The sequence below is a fragment of the Bradyrhizobium sp. PSBB068 genome (genome assembly GCA_016839165.1).
Taxonomy (GTDB): domain Bacteria; phylum Pseudomonadota; class Alphaproteobacteria; order Rhizobiales; family Xanthobacteraceae; genus Bradyrhizobium.
Genome location: CP069300.1, coordinates 3,381,806 through 3,397,835, shown reverse-complemented (window position 1 = coordinate 3,397,835; position 16,030 = coordinate 3,381,806). Strand labels below are relative to the sequence as shown.

General features: G+C 64.0%; 12 protein-coding genes. 3 read left to right on the top strand and 9 right to left on the bottom strand.

The window, feature by feature from the left end; genetic code table 11:
• Positions 1-42: 42 nt before the first annotated feature.
• From JQ507_15680 to JQ507_15650, 7 genes are all read right to left on the bottom strand, one after another.
• Entirely contained in the window at positions 43-879 is an 837-nt protein-coding gene (locus tag JQ507_15680; GenBank protein QRI72815.1) for a sel1 repeat family protein, read from the bottom strand.
• Complete coding sequence (gene ilvD / locus JQ507_15675; protein ID QRI72814.1) at positions 866-2,590, bottom strand: dihydroxy-acid dehydratase; 1,725 nt, start codon at positions 2,588-2,590, stop codon at positions 866-868. Before ilvD ends, JQ507_15680 begins: the two co-directional genes overlap by 14 nt.
• 317 nt (positions 2,591-2,907) lie before the next feature.
• Complete coding sequence (locus tag JQ507_15670) at positions 2,908-4,542, bottom strand: diguanylate cyclase (protein QRI72813.1); 1,635 nt, start codon at positions 4,540-4,542, stop codon at positions 2,908-2,910.
• 232 nt (positions 4,543-4,774) lie between these two features.
• Positions 4,775-5,689 (bottom strand): hydroxymethylglutaryl-CoA lyase, encoded by a 915-nt coding sequence (locus JQ507_15665; protein QRI72812.1) that lies wholly within the window; start codon positions 5,687-5,689, stop codon positions 4,775-4,777.
• On the bottom strand, positions 5,686-7,695 hold the full coding sequence (locus JQ507_15660; GenBank protein ID QRI72811.1) for an acetyl/propionyl/methylcrotonyl-CoA carboxylase subunit alpha: 2,010 nt from the start codon (positions 7,693-7,695) through the stop codon (positions 5,686-5,688). The genes JQ507_15665 and JQ507_15660 overlap by 4 nt, the downstream gene beginning before the upstream one ends.
• 15 nt (positions 7,696-7,710) lie before the next feature.
• Positions 7,711-9,315: a methylcrotonoyl-CoA carboxylase gene (locus JQ507_15655; protein ID QRI72810.1), complete on the bottom strand. Its 1,605-nt coding sequence runs from the start codon at positions 9,313-9,315 to the stop codon at positions 7,711-7,713.
• Between the two features lie 83 nt (positions 9,316-9,398).
• Entirely contained in the window at positions 9,399-10,571 is a 1,173-nt protein-coding gene (locus JQ507_15650) for an isovaleryl-CoA dehydrogenase (GenBank protein QRI72809.1), read from the bottom strand.
• A 193-nt stretch (positions 10,572-10,764) separates the two neighbouring features.
• Between JQ507_15650 and JQ507_15645 the strand changes: the two genes are divergently transcribed.
• Together JQ507_15645 and JQ507_15640 are read left to right on the top strand one after the other, a co-directional pair.
• A complete protein-coding gene (locus JQ507_15645) occupies positions 10,765-11,418 on the top strand; it encodes a TetR family transcriptional regulator (GenBank protein QRI72808.1) in 654 nt (217 codons plus the stop codon).
• A 2-nt stretch (positions 11,419-11,420) separates the two neighbouring features.
• On the top strand, positions 11,421-11,915 hold the full coding sequence (locus JQ507_15640; protein QRI73351.1) for an Lrp/AsnC family transcriptional regulator: 495 nt from the start codon (positions 11,421-11,423) through the stop codon (positions 11,913-11,915).
• A 9-nt stretch (positions 11,916-11,924) separates the two neighbouring features.
• Here the strand turns inward: JQ507_15640 and JQ507_15635 are convergent, their stop codons facing one another.
• Positions 11,925-12,230: an ETC complex I subunit gene (locus JQ507_15635; GenBank protein QRI72807.1), complete on the bottom strand. Its 306-nt coding sequence runs from the start codon at positions 12,228-12,230 to the stop codon at positions 11,925-11,927.
• A 255-nt stretch (positions 12,231-12,485) separates the two neighbouring features.
• Here JQ507_15635 and JQ507_15630 point away from each other — a divergent pair, with 255 nt between their 5' ends.
• A complete protein-coding gene (locus tag JQ507_15630; GenBank protein ID QRI72806.1) occupies positions 12,486-13,649 on the top strand; it encodes an OpgC domain-containing protein in 1,164 nt (387 codons plus the stop codon).
• 60 nt (positions 13,650-13,709) lie between these two features.
• Here the strand turns inward: JQ507_15630 and JQ507_15625 are convergent, their stop codons facing one another.
• Positions 13,710-15,530, bottom strand: a complete 1,821-nt coding sequence (locus JQ507_15625) for a carbamoyltransferase (protein ID QRI72805.1) — start codon at positions 15,528-15,530, stop codon at positions 13,710-13,712.
• Positions 15,531-16,030 lie beyond the last annotated feature (500 nt).

Sequence of the window (16,030 nt, the reverse complement as noted above, 5' to 3'; positions counted from 1 at the left end):
GCGAGTTCCAAGGGCCGCCCGCGATCTCAGTCGCGGCGGCCTCTAATCGCGACGACCTTGCACCCAGTGCTCGAGCATCTGCAGTGCCATCGCACGGTCGTCTTCCGACGCCTTGGCGATCGCCCGGTTGTAGCTTTCCTTGATCCAGGCCTCGTCGGGCGTGGCGCTGTCGCGCGCCAGGGTCAGCCACATCAGGCCGCGCGCCCGCTGCGGCGGCAGCCGGTCGCCGTTGAACAGCATCTGGCCAAGCAGCGCCTGCGCCTGATGCTGGCCCTTCTGGGCGGCAAGGCCCAGCCAGCGCGCGCCATAGCGGAAATCATCCCGCGATGCATCCGGCGTCTTCAAATACAGCCGGGCAAGGTCGTACTGGGCGTCGGCATTGCCGAAATAGGACGCCGCATAGGAGAACATCTCCCGCGCGCGCTCGGTGTCCGCCTTCACCTTGGAATTGGGAATGCCGTTCAGATAGTAGCGGCCGAGCGCGACAAAGGCGTTGGCCACGATCGAGGCTTGCGGCGCCGACGGTGAATCCTCGGCATGCGCATTGGCGATCCGGCTGAAATATTCGAAGGCGCGCATGTCGTCCTGGATCACGCCGTCGCCCTCGGCGTACATCTTGCCGAGCTTCCACTGCGCCACGGGGTGGCCGCCCTCGGCCTGATACTGCAGCGTGCTGAAGGACGAGGTCGGCGCGGTCGCCGTCGGGGCAACCGGCGTCGTGGCCCGCTTCAACGCAGCCGCCGAGCCCGGCTGCGGCGCGACCACCGGCAGAACGGTATCCTGGGGGTTGACCGGGGCTCCGTCGAATCCGAATCCAGGGCCCGCCACCGGAATGGCCCCTAACGCAAACGCAAAAATCGTACGCCTAAACGTCCGCATAACACTGTTTCTCGTGCGCGCCACCCGGATGGGTGACTGCGCCATCCACCGCCGGCCCCACTTGCTCGGCGTACTTCCACAGCGCACCAGATGTGTGGTTAGTCGCCCGAGGGGCCCATTTGGTCTTACGATTTGCGAGCTCGGCGTCGCTCAATTTTACGTCAAGTGTGCCGGCGACCGCATCGATCTCGATGATGTCGCCGTCCTGCAATAACCCGATCGGCCCGCCGACGGCCGCTTCAGGTCCAATATGTCCGATGCAGAAGCCACGGGTGGCGCCGGAGAACCGGCCATCGGTGATCAGGGCAACCTTGCCCCCCATCCCCTGCCCGGTCAGCGCCGCCGTGGTCGCCAGCATCTCCCGCATCCCGGGACCGCCCTTCGGCCCCTCGTAGCGGATCACAATCACTTCGCCTTCCTTGTAGGTGCGCTTCTGCACCGCCTCGAAAGCGTCTTCCTCGCGGTCGAAGCACCGGGCCGGACCGGTGAACTTCAGGTTGGACATTCCCGCGACCTTCACGATCGCACCCTCCGGAGCGAGATTACCCTTCAGCCCGACAACGCCACCTGTGACGGTGATCGGATTGTCGGCGGGCCGCACCACATCCTGGTGCGGATTCCATTTCACGCTTTTGAGGTTTTCGGCGATCGTTCGGCCAGTGACGGTGAGGCAATTCCCGTGCAGGTGGCCATGGTCGAGCAGCGTCTTCATCAGCAGCGGAATGCCACCTACTTCAAACATGTCTTTGGCAACATAACGGCCGCCCGGCTTCAAATCCGCGACGTAAGGAGTCTTTTTGAAGATTTCGGCAACGTCGAACAAATTGAATTTGATGCCGCACTCATGGGCGATCGCCGGCAGGTGCAGCGCAGCATTGGTCGAACCACCTGAGGCTGCAACCACGGCCGCAGCATTTTCAAGGGCTTCGCGGGTGACGATGTCACGGGGCCGGATGTTTTTCTCGATCAGCTCCATCACCTTCTCGCCGGCGGCGGCGCAGAAGGAGTCGCGGATCTCATACGGCGCCGGAGCCCCGGCCGAATACGGCAGCGCGAGGCCGATCGCCTCGGACACAGTCGCCATGGTATTGGCGGTGAACTGGGCGCCGCAGGCGCCGGCCGAGGGGCACGCCACCCGCTCGATCTCGTCGAGGTCCTCGTCCGACATGGCGCCGACCGAGTGCTTGCCGACCGCCTCGAACATGTCCTGCACGGTCACCGGCTGGCCACGGAAGTTGCCCGGCAGGATCGAGCCGCCATAGATGAAGATCGAGGGCACGTTGAGACGGACCATCGCCATCATCATGCCCGGCAGCGATTTGTCGCAGCCGGCGAGCCCGACCAGCGCGTCATAGGCGTGGCCGCGGACGGTCAGCTCGACCGAATCGGCGATGCATTCGCGCGACGGCAGCGACGAGCGCATGCCGTCATGGCCCATGGCGATGCCATCGGTCACGGTGATGGTGCAGAATTCGCGCGGTGTACCGCCGGCCGAAGCCACGCCCTTCTTCACCGCCTGCGCCTGGCGCATCAGCGAAATGTTGCAGGGGGCCGCTTCATTCCAACATGAAGCAACGCCGACAAAGGGTTGATGAATCTGGGCTGTCGTCAGCCCCATCGCATAGAGATAGGAACGATGCGGCGCGCGCTGGGGGCCCTCCGTCACGTGACGGCTGGGCAGCCTGCTCTTGATGTTCGTCTTGACGTCCATCGCGACCCTGTTCCGGCGCTCTTTTTCCTGCGCCCTTCCTCCATCAACGCTGGAACCGATAAAATGTCCCGTCGTCGGAGCGCTGGCTATTCAGCTAGGTGAATATCCTTTCATGTCAGGGTGTGGCCAAAAAGCGGCGCGACTACGGATGGGCTGCTTTTAGGGTTAAATGTTCCGACACCGTTGCAACGACGCAACAATCGTGTCCGTAAGGCAACCATGTATTATCAGTCCTTATGGGAACCTGACGGGCGCCTGACCAAGTAGCTGTTTAGTTGCAGTCATGTTACTAAGCTCGTTCAAGCTGCAACTCAGGCCTACTCCGCCGCCAGCTTCGGCGGCGCCGGCGGCAGCCAGCACTGCGTCCGATTGCGGCCGCCTTCCTTGGCCTGGTAGAGCGCGGCGTCGGCGGCCTTCATCAGGGCGTCTATCCCGGACATGCTCGTGAGGGCTTCGGCAACGCCGATGCTCACCGTGACGGACACCGGACGGCCGTCCGCCGTCAACGTCAGTCCTTCGACCCGCCTGCGAATCCGCTCGGCAACAGTTCGGGCGCGCGACAATGTCGTTTCCGGCAACAGAACCGTGAACTCCTCGCCTCCGATGCGGCCGACAATGTCCGACTTGCGCTTGCCGCGCGTGCAGATCTCGGCGACCGCCTTGATCGCCTCGTCACCGATCGCGTGGCCGAACCGGTCGTTGATGCTCTTGAAGTGATCGATATCGACCATCAGGACGGAGACCGAACGATAGTAGCGCTGGAACCGGCTCCACTCCGCATCCAACGTCATGAGGAAGTGCCTGCGGTTGAACAGTCCAGTGAGTGGATCGGTGGTCGCGAGCACCTCCAGCTGTCGCGCATTGCGGACAAGATCGGTGACGTCGACAAAGGTCAGCATCCGGCCGCCATTTGCCATCGTCGAGCAATGGACCCGGATATTGCGGCCGTCCGGCGTCTGCAAGTCGCGCTTGTGGTCGCCCGCCTTGATCTCCGCGATCCGCTTCGCCGGAAAGGCCTTGATCTGCTCCGCCGTTGCGCCCGTCGGGACTGCCCGGCGATTGCGCGCGATCAGCGTGACATAGGCGGGATGCCGCGCGACCTCCTCCTCGCTCACCTCCCAGAATTCCCGCATCCTGCGATTGAGGAACACCGCATTGAGATCGCGATCGAGCAGCACGACGCCGTCCTCCACGTTCTCGAGCGCCCCGGTCAGCACCTTCAGCTTGTCCGACGCGCGCACGATGTCGGTTACGGGCGTGTAGCTCACCATCCGGCCGCCGTCGGGCAGCGGCGTGCACTGACATCGGATGACATCACCATTGCTGCGCCTGAGATCGATCGGGTTTGTGTCCCCTATGCTCACGAGGCGGACGCGTTCGGCAAGGTAGGCTTCGAGCTGCTCGGCCGGCAGATCATAGGCCATGGTCTTGCAACCGTGACGCATCAGATCGGTGAAGCTGGGGGTGCGGTCCGCAACCGCGTCCGGAAGCACCCACATGTTCCGAAACGCGCGGTTGATGAACAGGGCTTTCAGTTCGGCATCCAGCAGCAGGATGCCGACCGGGATCAGATCGAGCGCCGCGCGCAGCGCCAGCATGTGCCCGCGCAGAATGTCGCCGCTGCGTCGCTCCGGAATGGTGAACGGTGCGGGACCCGCAGGTGCGGAAGCCGGCGCGGCTGCCGAAGCTGCAGCGCTCGCCCGCTGCTCCTCAAACGCGAGGCCGAGCTGCCGGTCCGATTGCCACAATCGTTTGCACGGCCTCACCTGGTTGGTGCCGACGAGCAACAACTGAACGTGGTCGGGAATGCCGATCGTGGTTTCGAGTTCCACGGTCGCCCCGGCATCGGTGAGCTGCCGGACCGTGCAATCGAACGCTGACCGACCGAAGTTGAAAACGATCTTTCCGGCCAAGAACGTTCGGCCACGAGAAGCTGACACCTGTCCGGACATGGCGAGCCACCTGGAGCAATTGCGAGCTCGCTCACCTCAGCACCTTTGAGTCACCAAGCCATGAATGCTTTTCGAGCATTTTGGTCGGGAACCCCATGACAAGGCGTGTGCGCCGCAATGCGGGTTCCATTGGGCGGCCCCGCGTCAAGTCGCAGCCCGTCCGATTTCCGTCATTCCGGAGCGTGCCTTGGCGCATGCCCGCAATGGCGACGGACGGACGTCGCTCGTAGGCTCACGAGCCGCCGAGCCGCTTCCGTTTCGCGTTCAGCGCGGAGGCGACACGGCCCACCGGCGGACGGCCGAGCAAGGTGGCAACTTCGTTCGTCGTGGCCAGCAGCTTGTCCATGTCGATGCCGGTTGTCACGCCCATGCCTTCCAGCATGTAGGCGACATCCTCGGTCGCGACGTTGCCGGTGGCGCCGGGCGCGTAGGGGCAGCCGCCGAGGCCGCCGGCGGCGGCATCGATGACGCGGACGCCCTCCTCCATGCCGGCATAGAGATTGGCGAGCGCCTGGCCGTAGGTGTCGTGGAAATGCATCGCAAGGTTGGCGACCGGAAGCTCGGCGCCGACCGCGCGCAGCATCTCCCTGGCCTTGAGCGGCGTGCCGACACCGATGGTGTCGCCGAGCGAGATCTCATAGCAGCCGAGCTCCCACAGGGTCACCGCGAGGTCGGCGACCGCCTTCGGCTTGATCTCGCCGTCGAACGGGCAGCCGAGCACGCAGGAGACGTAGCCACGCACCTTGACGCCGTCGGCCTTGGCACGCGCCAGCACCGGCTTGAAGCGCTCGATCGATTCCGCGATCGAGCAATTGATGTTGGCGCGTGAGAAGCCCTCGGAGGCCGCCGCGAACACCGAGACCACCCGGGCGCCGGCCGCGCGCGCGGCGTCATAGCCCTTCTCGTTCGGCACCAGCACGTGGAATTCGGCATCCCTGATATGGCTGACGCCGCACAGCACCTGGTCGGAGCTCGCCATCTGCGGGATCGCCTTCGGCGACACGAAGGCGCCGACCTCAACGGTATTGAGCCCCGCCGCCACCAGCGCCTCGACGAAGGCGATGCGCGCCGCGACGCTGACCGGCGTCTTCTCATTCTGCAGGCCGTCGCGCGGCCCCATCTCGATGATCTTGACCTGATCGCTCATGACGCAGCCGCAGGCTCCACTTCCGCAAGCTCGACACCCTCGCCGACGATATCGCCGACCTTGCATTTGAGCTTCTTCAGCACGCCGGCGTAGGGCGCGCGCAGGGTCTGCTCCATCTTCATCACTTCCAGCGTCAGGATCGGCGCGCCCTTCTCCAGCGTCGCGCCCTCCTCGGCCAGCAGCGCCACCACGGTGCCGGGCAAGGGCGCGACGATCTTGTCCTCGCCGACCTGCTCCTCGCTTTCGCCGCCGAACGGATCGACCCAATGCAGGTCGAAGCGGCCGTTGCGGGTACGCAGATAAAGCTCGTGGCCCTCGATGACCGATGCAACGCGCGACTTGAGGCCGTTGAGCGTCAGGTCGAAGCCATCCTCGCCGGATGACGAGATCGCGAAGGCAAGCTCGTGGCCGCCGACCGACAGCGTCGACGGACCGTTGCCATAGTGCAGCGTGATGGTCTGCGGCGGTTCATGGCCTTGCTTGAACGAGAACACCCGCTGGCGGCGGCCGACCGGCATCCAGCCGAAGGCCTGCCAGGGCGAGTTGGCCTCGCGCCGCGCCGCCTTCTGCTCGTCGTCGACGATCGCCGCCACCGCCGCGCACAGTTCGAAATCGCCGGCCGCGCCCTGCCCCGCTGTCAGGTTTTTCAGCTCGCGCTCGATGAAGCCGGTATCGATAGCATTGGTCCTGGTCGCCTGATGCGTCACCAGCGCCGACAGGAACGGGATGTTGGTGACGATGCCGCGGACGTCGGTCTGCTCAAGCCCACGGTTGAGCTTCTCGATCGCGCCTTCACGCGTCGGCGCCCAGGCGATCACCTTGGCGAGCATCGCGTCGTAATACGGCGAGACATTGTCGCCGCTGCGATAGCCGGCATCGATCCGCAGTCCGTCGCCGTCCGGCGGAGTCCGCCAGGTCTTGATGCGGCCCACCGAAGGCATGAAGTTCTTCTGCGGATTCTCCGCGTAGACGCGCGCTTCGATGGCGTGGCCGTTCAACCTGATCTCATTCTGCTTCAGCGGCAGCGCTTCGCCGAACGCGACGCGAAGCTGCCATTCCACGAGATCGACGCCGGTGATCAGCTCCGTGACCGGATGCTCGACCTGCAATCGGGTGTTCATCTCGATGAAGAACACGTCCTTGCCGTCGGAGACGAACTCGATAGTGCCGGCGCCGACATAGTTGACTGCACCGGCAGCCTTGCGGGCGGCCTCGCAGACCGTCTCGCGCTGCGCAGCGTTCAGGGTCGGCGACGGCGCCTCCTCGATCACCTTCTGATGGCGGCGTTGCAGCGTGCATTCGCGCTCCCACAGCGAGAGCAGATTGCCATGGCTGTCGCCGATGATCTGCACCTCGATGTGGCGCGGATTCTGCACGTATTTCTCGATCAGCATGCGGTCGTCGCCGAACGCCGCCTTGGCCTCGCGCTTGGCGCTGGTGATCGCGGCCGCGAGCTCGGCCGCCGAATTGACCACGCGCATTCCGCGGCCGCCGCCGCCGGCCGACGCCTTCACCAGCACCGGGAAGCCGATCCGGTTGGCGGCTTCCGCCAAAATCGCTTCGTCCTGGGCCTCGCCGTGATAGCCCGGCACCAAGGGCACGCCGGCCTTCTCCATCAGCGCCTTCGAGCCGGATTTCGACCCCATCGCCGTCATCATCCCGGCGGTCGGGCCGACGAACACCAAACCTGCGTCGAGGCAGGCCTGCGCGAATTCGGCATTCTCCGACAGGAAGCCGTAGCCGGGATGCACCGCCTCCGCGCCGGTCTGCTTCGCCGCCGCGATGACGCGCTCGATGTTGAGATAGCTGTCACGCGCCCGCGCCGGCCCGAGCAGCACCGCCTCGTCGGCGAGCGCGACATGCATCGCCTCGCGGTCGGCCTCGGAATAGACGGCGACGGTGCGCAGCCCCATGGCGCGCGCCGAGCGGATGACGCGGCAGGCGATCTCGCCGCGGTTGGCGATCAGCAGCGTGCGGAAACGCCGGTAGAGTTTTGAGCGGTCCATGATCAGATCCTTGGCTCACATCCTGAACAGGCCGAACTTGGTGGGTTCGATCGGCGCATTGGCCGCTGCCGACAGGCCGAGCCCGAGCACCAAACGCGTGTCGGCGGGATCGATCACGCCGTCGTCCCACAGCCGCGCGGTGGCGTAATAGGGATTACCCTGTTTCTCGTACTGCGCCCGGATCGGCTCGCGGAACTTGTCTTCCTCTTCCGCCGACCAGCTCTCGCCCTTGGCCTCGATGCCGTCGCGCTTGACCTGGCTCAGCACCATCGAGGCCTGCTCGCCGCCCATCACCGAGATGCGGGCGTTCGGCCACAGCCAGAGGAAGCGCGGGCTGTAGGCGCGGCCGCACATGCCATAGTTGCCGGCGCCGTAGGAGCCGCCGATCACCACGGTGAATTTCGGCACGCCGGCGGTCGCAACCGCTGTCACCAGCTTGGCGCCGTCGCGCGCGATGCCGCCGGCCTCGTATTTCTTGCCGACCATGAAGCCGGTGATGTTTTGCAGGAACACCAGGGGAATGCCGCGCTGGCAGCACAGCTCGATGAAATGCGCGCCCTTCAGCGAACTCTCGCTGAACAGGATGCCGTTGTTGGCGATGATGCCGACCGGATAGCCCCAGATATGGGCGAAGCCGCAGATCAGCGTGGTGCCGTAAAGCTTCTTGAATTCGTCGAATTCGGAGCCGTCGACGATCCGCGCGATGATGTCGTGGACGTCGAACGGCTTGCGCCCGTCGGCGGAGACCACACCATAGATCTCCTCGGCGGGAAACAGCGGCTCCTGGACGGCGCGCATGTTGAGCGTTGCCTTCGCCGGCTGCTTCAACGTGCCGACGATGCGTCGCGCGATGCCGATCGCATGCGCATCGTTCTGGGCGTAGTGATCGGTCACGCCGGACTGGCGGGAATGCACATCGGCGCCGCCGAGCTCTTCGGCGGTGACGACCTCGCCGGTCGCGGCCTTCACCAGCGGCGGGCCGCCGAGGAAGATGGTGCCCTGATTGCGCACGATGATGCTCTCGTCCGACATCGCCGGCACATAGGCGCCGCCCGCCGTGCACGAGCCCATCACGATCGCGATCTGCGGGATGCCCTGCGACGACATCTGGGCCTGATTGTAGAAGATGCGCCCGAAATGCCGCTCGTCGGGAAATATCTCGTCCTGCAACGGCAGGAAGGCGCCGCCGGAATCCACCATGTAGACACAGGGCAGATTGTTCTGCCGCGCGATGTCCTGGGCGCGCAGGTGCTTCTTCACCGTCATCGGATAGTACGTGCCGCCCTTGATGGTGGCGTCATTGGCAACGATGATGCATTCGCGGCCCGCAATGTGGCCGACGCCGGTAATGACGCTCGCCGAATGCACGTCACCGCCATAGAGGCCGTTGGCAGCGAGCGGCGACAATTCGAGGAACGCGGTGCCCGGGTCGACCAGCAGATCGACGCGGTCGCGCGCCAGCATCTTGCCGCGCGAGGTGTGGCGCTTGCGCGAGGTCTCCCCCCCGCCGCCAGCCACCTGGTTGAGCTTGTCGCGGAGCTCCGCGACCAGGCCGCGCATCACGTCGGCGTTGCGGGCGAATTCGGAAGATGTCGGATCGATGGTCGAATGAAGCGGCATCTGTGTTGCACGTTTCGTTGGAGGAGCTGACAGGATCGGGGACGTCAGGCGATCGCGCCATGGCGCGACCGCCGGCGCGAAGCTCAAGCCGTCTTGGCGAACAGCTCGCGGCCAATCAGCATGCGGCGGATCTCGCTGGTGCCGGCGCCGATCTCGTAGAGCTTTGCGTCGCGCAGCAGACGGCCGGTCGGATACTCGTTGATGTAGCCGTTGCCGCCCAGCAGCTGGATCGCATCCAGCGCGCATTGGGTGGCCTTCTCGGCGGCATAGAGGATGGCGCCGGCTGCGTCCTCGCGTGTGGTCTCGCCGCGGTCGCAGGCCTTTGCCACCGCGTAGACATAGGCGCGCGAGGCGTTCATCGTGGTGTACATGTCGGCGATCTTGCCCTGCACCAGCTGGAACGAGCCGATCGGCTCGCCGAACTGCTTGCGCTCGTGCACGTAAGGCAGCACGACGTCCATGCAGGCCTGCATGATCCCGATCGGCCCGGCTGCGAGCACCGCGCGCTCGTAGTCGAGACCAGACATCAGCACGTTGACGCCGCGGCCGACTTCGGAGAGCACGTTCTCCTCCGGCACCTCGCAATCCTCGAACACCAGTTCGCAGGTGTCGGAGCCGCGCATGCCGAGCTTGTCGAGCTTCTGCGCGGTGGAGAATCCCTTCATGCCCTTTTCGATGATGAAGGCGGTCATACCGCGCGGGCCGGCGTTGACGTCGGTCTTGGCGTAGACCACCAGCGTCTCGGCGTGCGGGCCGTTGGTGATCCACATCTTGTTGCCGTTGAGCACGTAGCGGTCGCCCTTCTTCTCGGCGCGGGTCTTCATCGAGACCACATCCGAGCCGGCGCCGGGCTCCGACATCGCCAGCGAGCCGACATGCTCGCCCGAGATCAGCTTCGGCAGATATTTGCGCTTCTGCGCCTCGTTGCCGTTGCGGCGGATCTGGTTGACGCAGAGGTTGGAATGAGCGCCATAGGCCAATCCGACCGAGGCCGACGCCCGCGAGATCTCCTCGACCGCGATGCAATGCTCGAGATAGCCGAGGCCCGAGCCGCCATACTCCTCTTCGACCGTGATGCCGTGCAGGCCGAGCGCACCGATCTTGGGCCAGAGGTCGCGCGGAAAGGTATTGGAGCGATCGATCTCGGCGGCGCGCGGTGCGATCTCGTTGGTCGAGAAATCATGCACCGTCTCGCGGATCGCATCCGCGGTCTCGCCAAGGTCGAAATTGAAGATTGCCGCCCGGTTCGAGGCCATGATCCCTCCCATGAGATTCATCTTGCAATTAAACGATCATACGTTTTTTTCTTGGCTTCGCAAGCGACTGTGCTATGGTTCGTGCATGAAATCGGCAGTTCATTGAATTCACTGGGATTTCATGCGATAAACATACGGTCGTTCGCTTGTTTCCTAACTTTCCTGGCAAGCCGACACCCCCTCCGAGGCCCCGATGGCACGCACGATCGGTTCACATGGCCCCACAACTCTGGAGGCGATCCGCAAGGCTGGCGTGCGCCTGATCTTCGAGCACGGCTACGAGGCCATGAGCTTGCGCCAGCTCGCCGCCGAAGTCGGCATCCAGGCGGGCTCACTCTACAACCATATCTCAACCAAGCAGGACCTGCTGTTCGATCTGGTGCAGGACCATATCAACGATTTGCTGCGCGAGCTTGATCTGGCGCTGGAGGGCAAGGCCGATCCGGTCGAACAGCTGCGCGCCTTCGTCGCCTTCCACGTCACCTATCACATGACCCGCAAGCGCGAGGTCTTCATCGCCAATTCCGAGCTGCGCAGCCTCGATGCCAAAAACTACGACGCCGTCGTGTCGCTGCGCGGTGCCTACGAGCAGCGGCTGGCACAGATCCTCACCGACGGGGTGTCGGACGGCGTGTTCGAGGTAGTCGACATCCAGGTCGCGACCTTTGCGATCATCGCTCTGCTGACCGGGCTCTGTACCTGGTACCGCCCCGGCGGCCGGCTGACCCGCGACGCCATCATCGCAGCGCACGAGAAGCTGGTGCTGTCGGGCGTCGCACCGCAGGCTGCGATCGGTCGGGTCCAGAACGGCGGTAAAGGCCCGCGAACCGCGGTGGCGGGTTCGTGACTGTGACAGAGCGCCCACAGCTCGATGACATCGACCTGCGGATCCTCACCGAGTTGCAACGCGACGGCCGGATCAGGATCAACGAGCTTGCCGAGCGGGTCGGCATCACCGCCCCGCCCTGCCTGCGCCGGGTCCGCGCGCTGCGCAGCCGCGGCGTGGTGCAGGCGATCCGTGCCACACTCGACGAGCGGCTGCTCGGCTACGAGGTGACGACTTTCGTGCTGATCCAGCTCGACAGCCAGAACCTGGTCGCGATCGAGGCGTTCGAGGCCGCAGTGGCGGCGGTGCCGCGCTTCCTGCAGTGCTGGCGGATCTCGGGCGACGCCGATTTCATGCTTCGGTGTGTCGCGCCCAGCGTCGACGACATGCGCCGGCAGCTGCTACAATTCGCCGGCCTGCCCAACGTGCGCAGGATCAGGAGTTTTCCGGTGCTCGGGGTCTCCAAGGACGCGCCGCTGCCGATTCCAGCGGCCCTCGTCCCAAGCCCCGCGAGTTGATCGTAGACCCTAGTGGGTCCACGGCTCCCAGCGCCGGAAGGCGAAATTGTCGGCATAGGCGATCTGGCGGTGCGCCGAATCCTTCGGCTCGATCACCTGGTAGGCGATGCCCTTGCGCTCGCAATAGGCCACCGCCTCCTCCTTGGTCTCGAAGTGCAGCGTGAGCTGCTGCTTCATGTCCGACGACGAGGTCCAGCCCATCAGGGGCTCCACGGTGCGCGGCTGCTCCGGCTCATAATCCAGCTGCCACGCCTTGGTCTTGGCACGTCCCGATTGCATCGCGTTTTTGGCGGGCTTAAAAATGCGTGCGGTCATGGATGGTCGGCCCCGTGGGATGTGCAACATGGAAGCGATTTGAAGGAAACCGTCGGGATAGTATAGAGACACCGTTCAACGAACTGATCGGTGATTCCTCGATCTCGGAGGCAGCCTTCGCCGGACCGGTATAGTCATTCTACCGCGCTGTGACAATCTGGCCCCGGGAGGCTTCCCTTTGCAGTCCCTCGGGGCGCGGCCAGATTGCCAAGGTGCGGTCTTCTCGACAGCATCACCTCGAGGAAACGGCGTCCCATGGAAATCCACGCTCATTTGCCCGAAAAAGGACGTGACCTCCGGCTCGACCTGTTCCGCGGGATCGCGAACTGGGCGATCTACCTCGACCACATCCCCGACAACATCGTGAACTGGATCACGACGCGGAACTACGGCTTCAGCGACGCCGCGGACCTGTTCGTCTTCATCTCCGGCTACACCGCCTCCTTCGTCTACGCCCGGATGATGCTGGAGCGCGGCTTCATCGTTGGCGCCACGAGGTTGACCAAGCGGGTCTGGCAGCTCTATGTCGCCCACATCATCCTGTTCGTGATCTACATCGCCTCGATCAGCTACCTGGCGCTGCGCTTCGGCGACTCCGAGATCATCAACGAGTTCAATGTCGCCGGCCTCGTCGACAACGCCACCGAGACGCTGCGCCAGGGCCTGTTCCTGAAATTCAAGCCGGTCAATCTCGACGTGCTGCCGCTCTACATCGTACTGATGGGCCTGTTTCCGCCGGTGCTGTGGTTCATGCTGCGGCAGCCGAACTGGACCATGCTGGCCTCGCTCGCGCTGTGGCTGGTCTCGCGCCATTTCGGCTGGAACCTGCCCGCCTACCCGGCCGGGACCTGGTACTTCAATCCGTTCGCCTGGCAGGTGCTGTTCGTGTTCGGCTCGTGGTGCGCGATGGGCGGCGCGCGCGCCAACATGCACATCATCAACTCGCGCTACACGCTGTGGTTCTGTATTGCCTATCTGGTCTTCGCGCTGATCATGACGATGGCCGGCCGCTTCCCGGAATTCGGCGCGATGTTCCCGGATTGGCTGTATTCGACCTTCAATCCGAACGACAAGACCAACCTCGCGCCCTATCGCTTCCTGCACTTCGTGGTGATCACGGTGCTGGTGATCCGCTTTGTGCCGAAGGACTGGTCGGCGCTGGAATGGAAGGTGTTCGATCCCCTGATCGTCTGCGGCCAGCAGTCGCTCGCGGTGTTCTGCGTCGGCGTATTCCTGTCCTTTGTCGGACATTTCGAGCTCTCGATGAGCTCGGGCTCGCTGTTCGCGCAGATCTTCGTCAGCATCTCCGGCATCGCGATCATGACGATCGTGGCCTATTACATCTCGTGGTCGAAGCGGCAGGACAAGCCGATCAAGCCGCCAGCGCCGAAACCCGCGGCACCGGCCAAGGCGGCCTGACGCTCAATATCTGAGTATGGCCTTGTCGGAAAACCGCTTCGCGGTTTTCCGGGCCATGCCTTAACTTCCACCGCGGCTGCCGTCCTGGGTGGTCGAGGACACGATGGTGGCGACGTCTCCGAACGTCGTCATCACGGGCGTAACGACCTTGTGCATGGCGGTCTTCGACACCAGCGTGTCGTGCAGCACGAGGTGGTCGATACCCGTGGTGAGGAAGCAGCTCACCGCATCCTGCGGCGTCTCGATGATCGGCTCGCCCTTGACGTTGAATGAAGTGTTGATCAGCACCGGCACGCCGGTCAGCGCCTCGAACTCTTTGAGCAGGCGATAGAGCACCGGGTTGGTTTCTTCCCGCACGCTCTGCACCCGCGCCGAACCGTCGACATGCACGATCGCCGGGATCCTGTCGCGCCAATCCGGCCGCACCGGCTTTGCGATCAGCATGTAGGGCGAGTCCTCCTCGCCCTCGAAGATCTCCTTCATGCGCTCGGCCAGCACGATCGGCGCGAACGGCCGGAACGCCTGGCGGTGCTTGACGCGGCTGTTGAGGATGTCCTTCATCTCGGCCCTGCGCGGATCGGCGATCAGGCTGCGGTTGCCGAGCGCGCGCGGACCGAATTCGGACGGGCCCTGAAACCAGCCGATCACGCGCTGCTCGGCGAGCAGCCTGGCGGTGTCGCGGCAGATGTTGTCGCTGCGCTTCGCATCGACCTGGATGCGCACCAGGAAGCCCTGCAGCGCGGCCGCCACCTCCGCGTCGCTGTAGCGTCGGCCGACATAGGCGTGCTCCATCACGAAGGAGCGGCGCTGTTTCAGAATCTCCAGCCAGCCGTAATAGGCACAGCCGATGGCGATGCCGTCGTCACCGGCGGCGGGCTGGATCCAGACGTTCTCGAAGCCGGCCTCGCGTGCGATCCGCCCGTTCGCCACGCAGTTCAACGCGACGCCGCCGGCGATGCACAGGTTCTTCGCGCCGGTGCTCTCGCGCAGCCAGCGCGCCCGCTCGAGCAGCACGTTCTCGGTGTCGTCCTGCACCCGCCAGGCGATGTCCTCCCAGTGCCGCATGGTCGGGCTCTTGTCCCAGCTGCCGCTGTCGAGCACGAAGGGCTGCTTGTTGTCGTCGCCCCAGAACGGCACGTGCAGCCGGCCGTCCTTCATCTCGAGGAGACTGCCGACCTGCCCGTGGCGGCCATAGGGCGCAAGCCCCATCAGCTCGCCGCACTTGTTCCAGTCGCCGAACACATAGGTCGAGACCCGGCTGTACAGCGCACCCAAGCCCGGCATGTTGTAGAACTCGTCCGACAACAACCCGCGCGCCGGCTCCATGAAGACCTTCTTCAGGCATTCGAGCCTGGTATCGTCGAACCTGTAGTAGCTCTCGGACTCGCGGGCGAGCGGCGAGGCTCCTTCCTGGGGATAGGCCTCCATCGCGTCGGCCTGGTAGCTGCCGACGCCGTCGACGATCATCACGACGCCATCCTTGAAGGGCGACACCGCGAAGGCGCTGTAGGCATGCGCGAGGTGATGTGAGATCGACACCACCTTGTCGGATTTCGAACGAAACAGCGGATGCTTGATGGCCGCGTTGCGCTCGGCAATCGGCAGGAAGCCGGGCATGTCCTGGTGGAGCATCCGCTCCTCCATCTCGGGCACCGGAAGGATGTAGCTGTTGCGCACCACGAGATCGACATCGTCGAGCGTGATGCCCTCGGCGGACAGGCAGTAGTCGACGACTTCCTTGTAGAAGCCGGAGGCGTGCTTCTCGCGGGTGATGCGCTCCTTGGAGATCGCGTAGGCGATCGCGCCGTCACGCAGCAGGCAGGCGCTCACGTCATGGTCGTAGGCGTTGAGACCAAGGACGTAGGTGTGTTGTTTCGGCATGGGCACTCTTCAGGGAGGATTCTGAAACGCTCAGAGAACATGATCGTGTCGACTTCAAGTTCTCGACGGCATTTTTCGCGACTCGCAAATCATCGCTTCTGCGATGCACAAATCAAATCGGCACGAAGTCGATGCAATGCAAGATGAACAGAATGAACGGCGGATGAACGACAAGATGAGTGTAGCAACCACATCATCCTTTGCGGGCGGGACTGTAACTTGACCTTACCTGTTGGTCTCAATAGAGTCGCTAAAGCTCGCAAGAACCTTAGTGAAAATATTGTCTTAGGCATGCTCGAACCGGATGTCGGTGTCGCGCGTCTAAGCGAGACAGCCAGCATCAGTTCAGATGTTTGGAAGTGACTGGAGATCTTCAGAATGACTAAACGCTACAATATCCTGACTCGTTGCCTTGCAGCAGTCGCTTTGTTGTTCGTCTATGTCGCAAGCACCTCTGCCATCCTGGTTGGCGCGACCACATCGTCTGCGCAAGCGCAATG

What these genes read in the sequence shown, in the direction of transcription:
- JQ507_15680 (QRI72815.1), bottom strand. Translation starts at nt 879, where the DNA reads ATGCGGACGTTTAGGCGTACGATTTTTGCGTTTGCGTTAGGGGCCATT.
- ilvD (QRI72814.1), bottom strand. Translation starts at nt 2,590, where the DNA reads ATGGACGTCAAGACGAACATCAAGAGCAGGCTGCCCAGCCGTCACGTG.
- JQ507_15670 (QRI72813.1), bottom strand. Translation starts at nt 4,542, where the DNA reads ATGTCCGGACAGGTGTCAGCTTCTCGTGGCCGAACGTTCTTGGCCGGA.
- JQ507_15665 (QRI72812.1), bottom strand. Translation starts at nt 5,689, where the DNA reads ATGAGCGATCAGGTCAAGATCATCGAGATGGGGCCGCGCGACGGCCTG.
- JQ507_15660 (QRI72811.1), bottom strand. Translation starts at nt 7,695, where the DNA reads ATGGACCGCTCAAAACTCTACCGGCGTTTCCGCACGCTGCTGATCGCC.
- JQ507_15655 (QRI72810.1), bottom strand. Translation starts at nt 9,315, where the DNA reads ATGCCGCTTCATTCGACCATCGATCCGACATCTTCCGAATTCGCCCGC.
- JQ507_15650 (QRI72809.1), bottom strand. Translation starts at nt 10,571, where the DNA reads ATGGCCTCGAACCGGGCGGCAATCTTCAATTTCGACCTTGGCGAGACC.
- JQ507_15645 (QRI72808.1), top strand. Translation starts at nt 10,765, where the DNA reads ATGGCACGCACGATCGGTTCACATGGCCCCACAACTCTGGAGGCGATC.
- JQ507_15635 (QRI72807.1), bottom strand. Translation starts at nt 12,230, where the DNA reads ATGACCGCACGCATTTTTAAGCCCGCCAAAAACGCGATGCAATCGGGA.
- JQ507_15630 (QRI72806.1), top strand. Translation starts at nt 12,486, where the DNA reads ATGGAAATCCACGCTCATTTGCCCGAAAAAGGACGTGACCTCCGGCTC.
- JQ507_15625 (QRI72805.1), bottom strand. Translation starts at nt 15,530, where the DNA reads ATGCCGAAACAACACACCTACGTCCTTGGTCTCAACGCCTACGACCAT.